General features: G+C 43.5%; 13 protein-coding genes. 9 read left to right on the plus strand and 4 right to left on the minus strand.

What is annotated here, in order from left to right:
- Positions 1-66 precede the first annotated feature (66 nt).
- Complete coding sequence (gene argS / locus WKU26_RS03330) at positions 67-1860, plus strand: arginine--tRNA ligase (protein WP_340320908.1); 1794 nt, start codon at positions 67-69, stop codon at positions 1858-1860.
- Positions 1861-1947: 87 nt separating this feature from the next.
- On the opposite strand, the gene WKU26_RS03335 is transcribed toward argS, so the two are convergent.
- Positions 1948-2715 (minus strand): DUF4369 domain-containing protein, encoded by a 768-nt coding sequence (locus WKU26_RS03335; RefSeq protein WP_340320909.1) that lies wholly within the window; start codon positions 2713-2715, stop codon positions 1948-1950.
- Positions 2716-2870: 155 nt separating this feature from the next.
- Here WKU26_RS03335 and WKU26_RS03340 point away from each other — a divergent pair, with 155 nt between their 5' ends.
- Complete coding sequence (locus tag WKU26_RS03340; RefSeq protein WP_340320910.1) at positions 2871-3491, plus strand: ribonuclease H family protein; 621 nt, start codon at positions 2871-2873, stop codon at positions 3489-3491.
- Positions 3492-3528: 37 nt separating this feature from the next.
- Positions 3529-5346 (plus strand): LTA synthase family protein, encoded by a 1818-nt coding sequence (locus WKU26_RS03345; RefSeq protein WP_340320911.1) that lies wholly within the window; start codon positions 3529-3531, stop codon positions 5344-5346.
- Positions 5347-5371: 25 nt separating this feature from the next.
- Here WKU26_RS03345 and WKU26_RS03350 read toward each other — a convergent pair whose 3' ends face one another.
- On the minus strand, positions 5372-6595 hold the full coding sequence (locus WKU26_RS03350; protein ID WP_178267346.1) for an insulinase family protein: 1224 nt from the start codon (positions 6593-6595) through the stop codon (positions 5372-5374).
- Positions 6596-6707: 112 nt separating this feature from the next.
- Between WKU26_RS03350 and WKU26_RS03355 the strand changes: the two genes are divergently transcribed.
- The 3 genes from WKU26_RS03355 to WKU26_RS03365 are packed head-to-tail and all read left to right on the plus strand — an operon-like array spanning position 6708 to position 8794.
- Positions 6708-7241, plus strand: a complete 534-nt coding sequence (locus WKU26_RS03355) for an LOG family protein (RefSeq protein WP_340320912.1) — start codon at positions 6708-6710, stop codon at positions 7239-7241.
- A gap of 16 nt (positions 7242-7257) precedes the next feature.
- Entirely contained in the window at positions 7258-7860 is a 603-nt protein-coding gene (locus WKU26_RS03360; protein ID WP_178267344.1) for an SIS domain-containing protein, read from the plus strand.
- Between the two features lie 7 nt (positions 7861-7867).
- Positions 7868-8794 carry a carbohydrate kinase family protein gene (locus WKU26_RS03365; RefSeq protein WP_178267343.1) on the plus strand — a complete coding sequence of 309 codons (927 nt, stop codon included), beginning with the start codon at positions 7868-7870 and terminating at the stop codon, positions 8792-8794.
- Positions 8795-8934: 140 nt separating this feature from the next.
- On the opposite strand, the gene mnmA is transcribed toward WKU26_RS03365, so the two are convergent.
- Positions 8935-10068 (minus strand): tRNA 2-thiouridine(34) synthase MnmA, encoded by a 1134-nt coding sequence (gene mnmA / locus WKU26_RS03370; protein WP_340320913.1) that lies wholly within the window; start codon positions 10066-10068, stop codon positions 8935-8937.
- A 10-nt stretch (positions 10069-10078) separates the two neighbouring features.
- Entirely contained in the window at positions 10079-10861 is a 783-nt protein-coding gene (locus WKU26_RS03375) for a 4Fe-4S binding protein (RefSeq protein WP_340320914.1), read from the minus strand.
- 140 nt (positions 10862-11001) lie between these two features.
- Between WKU26_RS03375 and ruvB the strand changes: the two genes are divergently transcribed.
- Genes ruvB through WKU26_RS03390 form a run of 3 tightly spaced genes read left to right on the plus strand, consistent with a single transcriptional unit; the run spans position 11002 to position 14886 of the window.
- On the plus strand, positions 11002-12027 hold the full coding sequence (gene ruvB / locus WKU26_RS03380) for a Holliday junction branch migration DNA helicase RuvB (protein ID WP_178267340.1): 1026 nt from the start codon (positions 11002-11004) through the stop codon (positions 12025-12027).
- Between the two features lie 5 nt (positions 12028-12032).
- Positions 12033-13526 carry a lipopolysaccharide biosynthesis protein gene (locus tag WKU26_RS03385; RefSeq protein WP_340320915.1) on the plus strand — a complete coding sequence of 498 codons (1494 nt, stop codon included), beginning with the start codon at positions 12033-12035 and terminating at the stop codon, positions 13524-13526.
- A gap of 4 nt (positions 13527-13530) precedes the next feature.
- A complete protein-coding gene (locus WKU26_RS03390) occupies positions 13531-14886 on the plus strand; it encodes a TIGR00341 family protein (RefSeq protein ID WP_445323207.1) in 1356 nt (451 codons plus the stop codon).
- Positions 14887-14997 lie beyond the last annotated feature (111 nt).

Raw genomic sequence — 14997 nt, forward strand, 5'->3', positions numbered from 1 at the left:
GATATAGGCTGAACTGATAGAAATTCACTATCTTTGTACCGAGAATAAACATATACAGAGGACGATATGAAAGTAGAAGATAAACTGACCGCCTCTATCATCGAAGGCGTAAAGGCATTGTACGGGCAGGATGTGCCTGCAAAAATGGTACAGTTGCAGAAGACAAAGAAAGAGTTTGAAGGACATTTGACTTTAGTCGTATTTCCTTTTCTGAAAATGTCAAAGAAATCTCCTGAGCAGACAGCGCAGGAAATTGGTGAATATCTGCAACAGCATGAACCGGCGATTGCTAACTTTAACGTAATAAAGGGGTTCCTGAATCTGACTATCGCATCGGATGTATGGATTGAATTACTGAATAAGATTCATGCAGACCAGAAATGGGGTATTCAGGAAGCGGCTGCTGATGCTCCCTTGGTGATGATTGAATATTCTTCGCCTAATACAAATAAGCCGTTGCACTTAGGACATGTGCGTAACAACCTTTTGGGAAATGCATTGGCCAATGTAATGGCAGCTAACGGTAATAAAGTTGTAAAAACCAATATTGTCAACGACAGAGGTATCCATATCTGTAAGTCAATGTTGGCATGGCTGAAATATGGTAACGGTGAAACACCTGAATCTTCGGGCAAGAAGGGCGACCATCTGGTAGGCGATTATTATGTAGCTTTCGACAAGCACTATAAGGCAGAAGTTGCCGAACTGATGGAAAAGGGTCTGACCAAAGAAGAAGCAGAAGCACAGTCACCATTGATGCTGGAAGCACGCGAAATGCTTCGTAAATGGGAGGCAAACGATCCGGAAGTTCGTGCTCTTTGGAAGAAGATGAACGAATGGGTTTATGCCGGCTTCGATGAAACTTACCGTATGATGGGTGTAAGCTTCGATAAGATTTATTACGAATCGGATACTTATCTGGAAGGTAAGGAAAAAGTGATGGAAGGTCTGGAAAAAGGTTTCTTCTTCCGCAAAGAAGATGGTTCGGTATGGGCTGATTTGACTGCTGAAGGACTCGACCATAAACTTTTGCTTCGTGGCGACGGTACTTCTGTATATATGACTCAGGATATTGGTACAGCCAAGTTGCGTTTCCAGGATTATCCTATCAACAAAATGATTTATGTAGTAGGTAATGAACAGAACTATCATTTCCAGGTATTGTCTATCCTGCTCGATAAATTAGGTTTTGAATGGGGTAAAGATTTGGTACATTTCTCTTACGGTATGGTAGAATTGCCGGAAGGTAAGATGAAGAGCCGTGAAGGTACTGTAGTGGATGCAGACGACCTGATGGAAGCCATGATTGAAACAGCCAAGGAAACCAGCAATGAGTTGGGAAAACTCGATGGTCTTACCAAAGAAGAAGCCGATGATATTGCACGTATCGTAGGATTGGGTGCATTGAAATATTTCATCCTGAAGGTAGATGCACGCAAGAACATGACTTTCAATCCGAAAGAATCTATCGACTTCAATGGTAATACAGGTCCGTTTATTCAGTATACATACGCTCGTATCCAGTCTATTTTGCGTAAAGCAGCCGAAGCTGGATTGACTATTCCTGCTGTAATTCCTGCTGGAATAGAGTTGAGCACAAAAGAAGAAGGACTCATCCAGATGTTGGCAGACTTTACCAATGTCGTAAAACAGGCTGGTAGCGACTATAACCCGTCTATTTTGGCAAACTATGCATACGACTTGGTGAAAGAATACAACCAGTTCTATCATGACTTCAGCATCTTGCGCGAAGAAAATGAAGCAGTGAAAGTATTCCGTCTTGCATTGAGCCAGAACGTAGGTAAGGTGGTAAAACTTGCAATGGGACTACTCGGTATTGAAGTTCCGGAACGTATGTAAAAATAACAGATAAAATAAAGGAAAATGCCATTCACGGTACCGCAATGTATTGTGAATGGCATTTCTTTTTAAGAAAGAAAATAATATTTATTGTGTGATGCTGCGGCTTGGGTAAGCAAGGGCTGCTGTAAATTCCAGTGCAACCATCTGCGCTGTATTGGCCCAGTGTTTCTTGAAAGTACCTAACAGCAACTCGATTTGTTTGGCAGAGAATCCTATTGATTTATCAGAAAGAACGTTGACCGTTTCGTTGACAGCCACAATGGAAGTCACATTTTTTTTCAATAGTTCCAGTAATTGCTTTTTCTTGTTTTCTTTGTCTTGTAAACTTTGTTGCAGAGCATCTGCATTGACAATACTGTCTGCCTGCAATTCCAAATGACGTTGGTTAAGCTCTTTCAGTTCATTAGTAAGAGAAGCAATTTCTTTATTCAGACTCAGATAGAAATCATGGGTGGGAGACCCTGATATTTCAGGATTGGGAATAACCAGCAACGAATCCCACTGGCTTTTTGTAGCAGTACTGATGTCGGCTGTAAAGGTAATATTCGAATTGTCTATATACAGTTCACTTTGATATTTCTTGTTTGAACTATCAGATGTGACATTTGAATTATCTAAGTCAATCAGAATATGATATCGCTCCGGCTGTTCCACTTCGCCTTTGAACTCAAATTTTCCGTTGGTAATAGTAGTACTGTCTATCATTACAGGACCTTTCAGGAAAGAAGGATATTCGATATACGCTTTTCCGTTGGCATTTGCGTCAGATAAATTACCTTCAATTGTATATCCTTTCGGTTGGCAGGAAACTAGTAAAGCTGTGAAAAATAGAACACTTACGATATTCTTCATAGTTTTTCGGTTTTAATAATGTAAAATGTGATTTTAGTTGCCTGCAAATATAGGGAGATAATCCGTCTTTGAATACTCTTTCTTCTTAAAAACTATGAAAGGCAAGAAGAATGTCAACCCTTTTGTGTACTTTTGTTCTTATTAACAAGAAACATATGCCCAAACAGAAATTCTATGTAGTGTGGAAAGGAGTGAATCCTGGAGTTTATACCTCGTGGACAGATTGTCAACTTCAGATTCAAGGATATAAAGGAGCTTTATATAAATCATTTGATTCTTTGGAAGAGGCAGAACATGCCTTTGAAACTCCTGCCCATCATTATATCAACAAGAAGCAGGAAAGAGAGCCTTCTCTCTGTCAGATTCCCGAAAACTTTAATTTGAACTGTCTGGCTGTGGATGCGGCATGTAGCGGTAATCCCGGTCCGATGGAGTATCGTGGAGTTTATCTGCTTACCGGGCAGGAAATCTTTCATTTCGGACCTATTTATGGAACCAATAACATCGGAGAGTTTCTGGCTATAGTACATGGTCTTGCCTTGTTAAAACAGAAGGGTATAGACATGCCTATTTATTCCGATAGCCGTAATGCACTGCTTTGGGTAAAGCAGAAGAAATGTAAGACAAAGTTGGAACGCACCTCCCGGACAGAGGAGCTTTTCAGAATGATAGAACGTGCCGAAAAATGGCTGAGAGAAAACCCATATACCACACCTTTGTTGAAGTGGGAGACAGAGAAATGGGGAGAAGTGCCTGCCGATTTCGGGAGAAAGTAACTAAAATTGAACAGTTCGTTAAAAAAATAAGAAACTGATGAAGAAGAGATTTGCTTACCTTATTTCATTCTTTGTGGCATTGGTACTGATATTTTTAGTACAAAAGCCATTCTTTATGTTGTACAATAGTGCTGCCAGTTCTGATGTGTCGTGGACAGATTATTTCAAAGTCATGTATCATGGCCTGTCATTGGATGCTGCTACTGCCGGTTACCTGGTTGCACTTCCTTTTCTGGCTGTATTGGTTAGTGTCTGGTTCAAGAGATTTCCTTTACGTGCAGTTCTGGTAGGCTATTATGCTCTTATCAGCCTGCTGATGGCTATTATCTTTGTGGTGGATATGGGTTTGTATCCTTTTTGGAAATTCAAGCTCGATGCCTCTATTTTTCTTTATATGGATTCGCCGAAAAATGCTTTGGCCAGTGTATCGGTCGGATTCGTCCTGCTCCGTGTATTGGTGATGATATTGCTGGCAGGACTCACTGCCTGGGGATTATATAAGTTGACACCTTCCCATTTACCGGCTACTACGAAGAAACTTTCCGGAACAGCCGGTTTGCTTGTACTGGGAGGATTGTTGTTTATCGTCATTCGTGGAGGAGTGACAGAATCAACCTCCAATATCGGTCAGGTTTATTTCTGCAACAATGAATTTCTGAATCATTCGGCAGTCAATCCGGCCTTTAGCCTGCTTTCATCTGTAAGCAAAACGCAGAATTACGAGGAGCAATTCAATTTCTTCTCTGAAGAAGAACGTGCTCACTTGTTCGACGGACTTTATCCGGTAAAGGGAAAGAATGCGGTGGAACTCCTGAATACCAAGCGCCCCAATATTCTAATCATTCTGATGGAAGGGTTTGGAGCCACCATGGTAGAGTCGTTAGGCGGAGTACCCGGAGCCAGTCTCAATATCGACCGTTTGTCGAAAGAAGGAATTTATTTTACAAACTGTTACGCAAACAGTTTCCGTACCGACAGAGGTACAGTCTGCACCTTTAGCGGATACCAGAGTTTCCCGAATTTATCGGTAATGAAGATTCCGGCAAAAAGCCGCACTTTGCCTTCAATTGCAGGCAAGCTGGTGAAAGAAGGATATACGACCGATTTCCTGTACGGTGGCGATATCAACTTTACCAATATGAAGAGTTATTTGCTGAGCAGTGGCTATCAGCACCTGACGGCAGATGTCGATTTTCCTATGGAACAGCGTAAAAATCCATGGGGGGTGAACGACGATATCACTTTTGATTATCTGTACAACCAGCTTAAGAATCGTACAGAAGGGCCCTGGCATACTGCTTTCCTTACTTTGAGCAGTCATGAACCGTTTGAAGTGCCTTATCACCGTCTGGAGGAAAAGATACCCAATGCCTTTGCTTTCACAGACGATTGCCTCGGTCGCTTTGTGGATAAGATGAAACAACTTCCGCAGTGGAAAGATTTGCTGATTATTTGTCTTCCCGATCATGGATTCCATTATCCGGCAACAGGCCACGGACATGCTCCCTGGGTGCATCATATTCCTATGTTGTGGTTAGGAGGTGCCGTCAAGCAGCCAATGGTTATTGACAAGTTAATGAATCAGACCGATTTGGCAGCTACCTTACTCGGACAGCTGGAAATAGAGCACAGTGAGTTTAATTTCAGCCGTAATGTATTGGGAGAGGAATATACCTATCCGTTTGCTTATTATACCTTTAATAACGGCTTTGTTTTTTGCGACAGCACTGGAGTTACCTTGTTCGACAATAACTCCGGGCAGGTTTTGCTCGACGAACCCCAACCCGATGAAAACCGTTTGAAGCGAGGAAAAGCTATTCTGCAAAGCTCTTATGACGATTTGGGCAGTCGGTAATATTTCCCGACTGCATTTGCATATCTTATCTGTAGATTAGCGTAGAGAGTTGTTCTTCACTGAATAGCTCATTAGCTATTTCCAGCAATTGAGAAGAGGTCAGAGCTTCAATACGTTGGAACACCTCCTCTTTGTCTTCGTATTTTTTGTAGTGAAGGAAGCACTTGCCCATGCTCAAGGCATTGTTTTCGAAGTTGTCGCCGGCTACTCCAATCTGACCGATAATCTGTTTTTTTGCTGCAGCCAGCTGGGCTGTTGTCAAAGCCCGCATGCGAAGACGGTTCAATTCTTTCTGCACCAGTTCAATGCAATAGTCTGTATCTTCCGTGTCACAACCAAAATAGATACAGAAGGTTCCTGTATCAGTGTATGAAGTCAGGTTTGATTCTACATTATACACCAATCCCCGTTTTTCGCGTAAAGATACGTTGAGGCGACTGTTCATGCCGGGACCTCCCAGAATATTGTTCAGAAGATACAATCCGGTACGACGTTCGTCGTATGCGTGATATCCACGTCCACCTATCATTACGTGCGACTGATGGGTATCTTTGTGTAACGTCAGATTTTTAGGACAATATGGCTGTGGAGCTTGTCTCTGATAGTTCTCTACTTCACTATAAGGAATATCAGCTACAGCCTTTTCTACCGTGCGTATTACCCGCTTGAAATCAATATCTCCCTGTACGAAGAAAACCATGTTGGTAGGTTTATAGTATCTGCCGGTAAACTGCAAGGCATCTTCGCTGCGGAAATGGCGTAGCAGTTCCGGTTTTCCTAAGATATTTCTTCCCAAGGCATGTTCCGGAAAAATCAGCTCTTCGAAATCATCGAATATCAGCTCGGCAGGACTGTCTTCGTAACTTTGTATTTCATCAATGATTACTTCTACTTCTTTTTCAATTTCCTGTGCAGGAAAGGTACTGTGAAAAACAATGTCTGTAAGAAGTTCTACGGCACGGGCGAAATGCTCTTTCAGAAAGGCACTGTAGATGACGGTTTCTTCCTTGTTGGTATAAGCATTCAAGTCGCCTCCTACATTCTCCATCCGGTTCAGGATATGCCAGGCTTTTCGCTTTTGTGTACCTTTGAAGATAAGATGTTCTACAAAGTGCGCCATACCTTGTTCTTGCTCCATTTCGTCGCGGGTTCCTGCGTCTACGGCAAAACCACAATAAGCTACGTTGGTGGGGCTGGGAGTATGTATAATACGCAGACCGTTTGACAAAGTGAAAGTATTGTAAGCCATTGTTTTTTTATTAGAATCTGTTTCTGCTTGCAAAAATACAACAATACTTATTGTCCTTCTTTAAAAAATGCAGATATTTGCAGAATAAAGACTAAAAACAACCCAATAAGCTATGAATAAAATTGCTGTATTCTGCTCTGCATCCGACTATATCGATTCTGTGTATACCGAGAAGGCAGCACAGTTCGGAGCATGGATGGGAGAAAACCGCAAATGGCTTGTTTACGGAGGTTCGAACAGGGGACTGATGGAAACAGTGGCTCGTGCGGCAAAAGAAAAGGGAGCCATGATTATGGGAGTGATACCTACCAAGCTGGAAGAACGTGGAATGGTGAGCGATTTGCTGGATGTAACATTTCATACTGTCAATCTGAGCGACCGGAAGGACATCATGCTTCAGGAAGCCGATGTGATGGTGGCACTGCCCGGAGGAGTAGGAACACTCGACGAAATCTTTCATGTGATGGCAGGAGGTACTATCGGTTATCACGACAAGAAAATCATTTTCTACAATGTGAACGGTTTTTGGGACGACATCCTTCATTTCCTGAAAGGATTGGAAGAACAGCGATTTGCACATCATCCGCTGAACAACTATATGCAGGTAGCAAATACTTTCGAAGAATTAATACAATTATTGGCATAATCAAACAAGATATAATATGATTTCATCTATTAACGAACTATTGCAGCGTGAAGCACAGGCTGTACTGAATATTCCGGTAACAGACGGATATGAAAAAGCGGTTGCTTTGATTGTAGAGCAAGTACATCATAAACATGGAAAGCTGGTGACCAGTGGTATGGGAAAAGCCGGACAGATAGCTATGAATATTGCTACTACATTCTGCTCTACAGGTATTCCGGCAGTCTTTTTACATCCAAGCGAAGCGCAGCATGGCGATTTGGGTATCCTGCAGGAGAACGATTTGCTGCTGCTTATTTCAAACTCAGGAAAGACCCGTGAAATCGTGGAACTGACACAATTGGCAGCTCGTCTGAATCCGGCTTTGAAGAAGATTGTCATCACCGGAAATCCTGATAGTCCTTTGGCTCAGGCTGCTGATATTTGTCTGGCTACCGGACATCCGGATGAAGTTTGTGTGCTGGGCATGACACCTACCACTTCGACTACGGTAATGACTGTAATTGGTGATATTCTGGTGGTAGAAACCATGAAGCAGACTCACTTCACTATCGAAGAATACAGTAAACGTCATCATGGCGGATATTTGGGAGAACGTTCTCGTGAACTTAGCAAATAACAGATAGATGAGAAGAGTAATCGGTATAGGAGAAACCATCCTCGATATTTTGTTCCGCGACAACCAGCCTCAGGCAGCAGTACCGGGAGGTTCGGTATACAATGCGGCCATTTCATTAGGGCGTATGGGAGTCAATGTAATGTTCATCAGCGAAACAGGAAACGACCGTGTAGGAGAAATGATTTTGCAGAATATGCGCGACAATGGGGTAAGTACAGAACATGTCAATGTATTTCCCGAGGGAAAGTCGCCGGTTTCACTCGCTTTTCTGAACGAGCGAAATGATGCAGAATATATTTTTTACAAAGACTATCCGCGTCAGCGCCTGGAAGTAAAGATGCCGGAAATTACGGCAGACGACATTATCATGATAGGTTCCTATTTTGCAATTACTCCGGTATTGCGCGATAAAGTAGTGGAATTGCTGGAGCAGGCCCATAAAGCCGGAGCAATTATCTATTATGATGTGAATTTCCGTAGTACTCACCGCAATGAAGCCATCAAGCTGATGCCTACTATTTTGGAGAACTTCGAGTATGCCGACATTCTGCGTGGTTCGACAGAAGATTTTCAGAATATGTTCGGATTGGCCGAGGCCGATGCTGTTTATCGTAAACATGTAGCGTTCTATTGCCAGAACTTTATCTGTACAGATGCCGACAAGGATATTTGTCTGCGGACCAGACAGGTTACGAAGAATTATCCGGTAGAGCCTCTGCAGGCAGTGAGTACAATCGGTGCCGGAGATAATTTCAACGCTGGAGTGGTATTCGGCTTGTTGAAAAACCGGATTCGCCGGAACGATTTGGCAGAACTGACAGAAGCCGACTGGGATGCTATTATACAGTGTGGAAAAGATTTTAGTGCCGATGTGTGCAAGAGTGTGAACAATTCGGTATCGAAAGCTTTTGCTGAGGCTTATAAGAATAAGTGACAAAGAGCGTCTCATTATAATGAAACGACCGTCCCACTGCAATGAAACGAGTGTCTCCTTGCAATGAGACGGTCGTACCATTGTAGTGGGACGCCTTTTTTATATGGCTTTTGCAACAACCGGAACGGGCAGCAAGCGGTTTATCGGTTGAATTTTTCCTGATTCTCTGCCGCTATTTTCTTGATGGCCTGCTGGAAGGCAATGAATCCTCCACCCAATACACGGTTGCCTTCGTAGAATACGGCCGACTGTCCGGGAGTAATGGCTGAGGCTTCTCCTTCAAATTTTACCAGCAATTGTCCGTTGTCCAGTAAGGCTACCTGACAGGGAATAGGCCGGCTCCGGTAGCGGATACGTACGGAAAGCTCCTTGCACCGGAGCAGTTCCTCCATACAGATTACATTTACCTGCTCTACCAGCATGTATTCTGCTTTCAGTTGGTCGGCATCTCCCAGCATGACTGTATTTTTGGCCGGATTTATTTTTAGTACATACGCCGGCTTGCCCAATGCAATCTCCAGTCCTTTCCGTTGTCCGATGGTATAATAGGCAAATCCTTTGTGCTGTCCCAGCTTCAGCCCCTTACTGTCTACAAACCATCCTGCACCAATCCGTTCGTCGATGTCCGGACAGTGTTCCTTCAGAAACTCCCGATAGTCTTTATCGATAAAACAGATTTCCATACTTTCACCCCCTTTGGCTTTTGCTTCAAAACCTTTGGAGGCCAGATAGGCACGGACTTCGGTCTTGGTCATTCCTCCCAGTGGAAACATCATGCGTTTCAAGATATCCTGTGGCAGTTTCCATAGGAAGTAGGACTGATCTTTTGTAGAATCGTCGCCCGTTACAATGTAGCGTGCTCCGTTTATATCTTTCAGTTGGCAGTAATGTCCGGTAGCAATCCACGCACAGTCTGTGCGGTCTGCCCATTCGCAAAGAATACGTTCCTTGAAAAGCGGGTTACACATGACACACGGATTAGGGGTACGTCCGCTCATATACTCATCGATGAAATATTTCACGATTACATCCTTGAATTCCTTCCGTACATCGGCTACATGGTGTTCGATGCCCAAGCGGGCAGCTAAGGCTTGTGCTTCCAGCACTTCGTCGGGCTGTGATTGTCCGGGCGTGGAGAAATGAGAGGGAATATCCCATGTACGCATGGTAACTCCTACCACTTCGTATCCTTGCTCCTGTAGCATGATGCATACGGCAGAACTGTCTATTCCGCCGCTCATGCCTACTAATACTCGCTTGTCTTTCTCTTTCATTGTATGTAGTTTATAAGAATATTTCGGGCTCTCTTCTGGCACTGAATTTTTCGTGCAGTATCTGTGTAAACGGAGTGTTGTAAGTACGTGCTCCGTTAGGACATTCTTTTACGCAGGCACAACATTTGAGGCATCGTTCTGCATCGGTTTCTATTGCATCGCCTCCGTCATTGAGTCGGATGGCATGAGTAGGACATACTTCAATACAGATGCCACAGGCACAACAGGCGTCGGTACATTCCGGCACACTGGAGTTACGCGGAGAGAATTCCTTGTATGGAAAGTTTCCTTTGACTGTCAGTGCCGGGAGCTCCGGATGATTTTCCAGTTTTTTCAGACTGTCTTGTCCGAACAGAAACGCTTTCTGAATATCGGAACTATCGGGACGTCCTGCTGCCACAGGCATGTCGGGAGTACTGTAACTGTGCTCTCCGATGAAGGCGGCACCCGATAATGGAGTAAAACCAAGTTCGACGGCCGTATTGTGCAGTTCGAGTAATGCATCCTCATAGTCGCGATTTCCGTATACGGCTACCAAAATGGCCGGAGAATGTTGCGCTTTGAGTCGTTTGATGCGTTGTAGAGCAACCGGAGCAATGCGTCCTCCGTATACGGGGGCTGCAATAACGGTCAGTTCGTTTTCTACATGAATCGGTGTATCCTCTTCATCCAGTGTCAAATCGGTTTCTATTCGTCGTCCCATACCGATACCTTCACCTATAGCGCGTGCAATGCGGGCTGAAGTGTGTGTAGGGGAGAAGAATACAAGGCGGGTAGTTGTATATGCTGTCATACCTTTGTTTGAGTTAGTTATTTCAACAAAGATACGAGTTTTTCGTACTTCATTCTTCTTTTATTTGTACTTTTGTTCTCATAAGTATACGACTGAATTTGTTTGAAAATACTAAATACTTAGAGTAACAGTAGAGATACATGGAAGAACAATTTGATATACGTGATTATAGACCTTCCGGCAAAGAACGCGATTTCGAAAACGCCTTGCGTCCGCTTCAGTTTGGCGACTTCAGCGGGCAGGACAAAGTGGTAGACAATCTGCGTATCTTCGTGAAGGCAGCGCGGCTTCGTGCCGAGGCACTGGATCATGTGTTGCTGCATGGTCCTCCCGGTCTGGGAAAAACTACATTGAGTAACATTATTGCCAACGAGTTGGGGGTAGGCTTTAAGGTCACTTCCGGTCCGGTACTTGATAAGCCCGGCGATCTGGCTGGAGTACTGACCAGTCTGGAACCGAACGATGTCTTGTTTATTGATGAGATACATCGTCTCAGTCCGGTTGTGGAAGAATATCTGTATTCGGCAATGGAAGACTATCGTATTGATATTATGATAGACAAAGGCCCCTCTGCCCGGAGTATTCAAATCGATCTGAATCCGTTTACTCTTGTGGGAGCTACTACCCGAAGCGGATTGCTTACAGCTCCTCTTCGCGCCCGTTTTGGTATCAATCTGCATCTGGAGTATTACGACGACTCTGTACTTTCGCGCATCATCTTGCGTTCGGCTGGTATTTTAGGAGTTCCTTGCGATGTGGATGCGGCAGGAGAGATTGCTTCGCGTAGCCGGGGTACCCCACGTATAGCCAATGCACTGTTGCGCCGTGTACGCGACTTTGCGCAGGTAAAAGGCTCGGGGCGCATTGATGTAGAGATTGCCCGTTATGCGTTGGAGGCATTGAATATAGACCGTTATGGTCTGGATGAAATAGACAACAAGATACTCTGTACGATTATCGACAAGTTCAAGGGAGGACCTGTAGGACTGACTACCATTGCTACGGCATTGGGAGAGGATCCCGGTACACTGGAAGAAGTGTACGAGCCTTTTCTTATTAAGGAAGGTTTCCTGAAACGTACGCCACGCGGAAGAGAAGTAACCGAACTGGCTTACCGGCATTTGGGAAAGAACTTGTATCAGACAGAGCGAACTTTATTTGATTAAATGTTATGGCTGGACTGAAATCATTGGCTAAAGATACGGCTATTTATGGTCTGAGTAGTATTGTAGGCCGTTTCCTCAATTATCTGTTGGTACCGCTTTATACAGCCGTGCTTCCGGCAGCATCGGGAGGATACGGAGTGGTATCGAATGTATATGCTTATACAGCTCTGATTCTGGTGCTGTTGACTTTTGGCATGGAGACCGGTTTTTTCCGCTTTGCCAACAAGCAGGACGAGCAACCGGAGAAAGTATATGCTAATTCGTTACTGTTTGTAGGAGGGCTTTCCTTGTGTTTTGTAACCTTGTGTATGCTTTCCCTGCATCCCATTTCCTCTTTTCTGGAATATCCCGATCATCCCGATTATGTAGGAATGATGATAGTGGTAGTGGCATTGGATTCTTTTCAGTGTATTCCGTTTGCGTATTTACGTTACAAGAAGCGCCCGATTAAGTTTGCTGCCATCAAACTTTTCAATATCATAGGAAACATTGGTCTGAATCTGTTCTTTTTGCTGCTTTGCCCGTATCTGGCTCAGCATGCACCAAGTACTGTTTCGTGGTTTTATAATCCGGATTATCTGGTGGGATATATCTTTGTATCCAACCTGATTATGTCGGCTGTACAGATGTTTTTCTTTATTCCCGAACTGCGTGGATTCTCTTATCGTATGGATAGAGTCCTGATGAAACGGATGATATCATATTCGTTTCCTATATTGATTTTCGGAGTGGTAGGAATCCTGAATCAGACCATTGATAAGATGATTTATCCGTTCCTGTTCGACGATCGTCAGGAAGGATTGGTGCAATTGGGTATTTATAGTGCTACCAGTAAAGTAGCTATGGTAATGGCTATGTTTACTCAGGCATTTCGTTATGCTTATGAGCCTTTTGTATTCGGTAAGAATAAGGACGCAGACAACAGGAAGGTATATGCATCGGCTATGAAGTACTTCTTTATTTTCTCTTTGCTGGCCTTTCTGGCTGTGATGTGTTATATGGATGTGTTGAAGTACATGGTAGCACGCGACTATTGGGAAGGGCTGAGTGTGGTAGCTATTGTGATGTTGGCAGAAATATTGAAAGGTATTTACTTCAATCTTTCTTTCTGGTATAAACTGACCGATGAGACACGATGGGGAGCTTATTTCTCTCTTATCGGATGTGCTATTTTGCTTCTGATGAACATCTGGCTGGTTCCGCTTTATGGCTATGTAGCTTCTGCCTGGGCTTCGGTAGCCGGTTATGGCGTAATCACTTTATTGTCGTATGTAATCGGTCAGAAGAAATATCCGGTGCATTATCCGCTGCATAGCATGTTTTTGTATTTGCTGTTAGCAGGAGTATTGTTTTTCTTGTCGCAATATGTGATAATAGAAAATCTGTTTTTCCGCTTGGCGTTCCGTACTGGCTTGCTGATTGTGTTTGTGGGTTATGTATTAAAAAAGGATTTGCCTGTACGGAATATTCCAGTGTTAAACCGTTTGATAAAGAAATAACATGATGAAAGTTAGAAAAGACAGAAAGTTCCTTCTTCGTAAGTTCTTCCATGAGTATTTGGATTTGAATCGCAGTAAAGAAGATGAGCAAATTACGGTCCATGCCATCCGTAGTGGAGTTGAGTTTAAGGGAACCAATCTATGGGTCTTGATTTTTGCTACCTTCATTGCTTCTTTGGGCTTGAATGTGAACTCAACAGCAGTAATTATCGGTGCCATGCTGATTTCTCCTCTGATGGGGCCGATTATGGGAGTCGGACTCTCTGTGGGGCTGAACGACTTTGAATTGATGAAGCGTTCACTCAAGAGTTATCTGGTAGCCACTCTGTTTAGTGTGACTACTGCTACTATTTATTTTTCTTTTACTCCGCTGGACGAGGTACAGTCGGAATTGTTGGCCCGTACTTCACCTACCATTTACGATGTATTTATAGCTTTGGTCGGTGGTTTGGCTGGGATTGTGGCACTGGCAACAAAAGAAAAAGGAAATGTGATTCCAGGTGTGGCTATTGCTACTGCTTTGATGCCTCCGCTTTGTACAGCAGGTTTCGGGCTGGCAACAGGCAATCTGCTTTATTTCCTTGGTGCATTTTATTTGTATTTTATCAACTCCGTGTTCATTAGTCTGGCTACTTTCATTGGGGTACGTGTCATGCATTTCCAGCGAAAGGAGTTTGTAGATAAGGCAAGGGAAAAGTTAGTGAAACGCTACATTGTGGGGATTGCAATTGCTACGATGTGTCCGGCTATTTATCTTACATATAGTATTGTGCGCGAGACGTTATATGTAAGTGCTGCAAATCATTTCATTAGTGCAGAATTACAGTATCCGGAATCGCAGGTATTGAGTAGAGAAGTGTCTTATCCCAAGCGGGAAATAAAAGTTGTATTGGTAGGAAAAGAAATTCCAGAGGACCAGTTGGCTGCTTTGCGCCTGAAGTTGGAACAATATAAACTGAAGAATACGAACCTGGTTGTATTCCAGGGAGTAAATAATACCGGAATGGATATCAGCAACATCAAGTCGATGGTGATGGAAGACTTGTATAAGAATAATGAACAACAACTGCTTCGCCAGAAACATGAGATTGATTCGCTCCGTGGGGAATTGTCAGCCTATTCTGGTGCCAATTTGTTGGATGAAAAGATGGGGCAGGAAATGAAAGTTTTATTCCCTTCTGTACGTACGGTTTCTGTGTCGAAAGGTTTGCAGCTCCAAGTTGATAGTACCCGTATGGATACGCTGACTTTTGCCTTTATTGATTGTGACAGAGAACTGAGTATGGCAGAGAAAGAAAAAATGCGCAGTTGGTTAAAAGCGCGTACCGGTACAGATAAGTTAAGACTGATTGTAGAATAACCTGTACATTTTAGGGTAGTCTTTGAACTGAAAATACAAAGAAGGTGTGTCAACATGATAAGCCAATTGGCCGATCTGTCAGACACACCTTCTTTTTTGTTTATCTATGAT

Source organism: Phocaeicola sp. HCN-40430 (assembly GCF_037890285.1).
Lineage (GTDB): Bacteria > Bacteroidota > Bacteroidia > Bacteroidales > Bacteroidaceae > Phocaeicola > Phocaeicola acetigenes.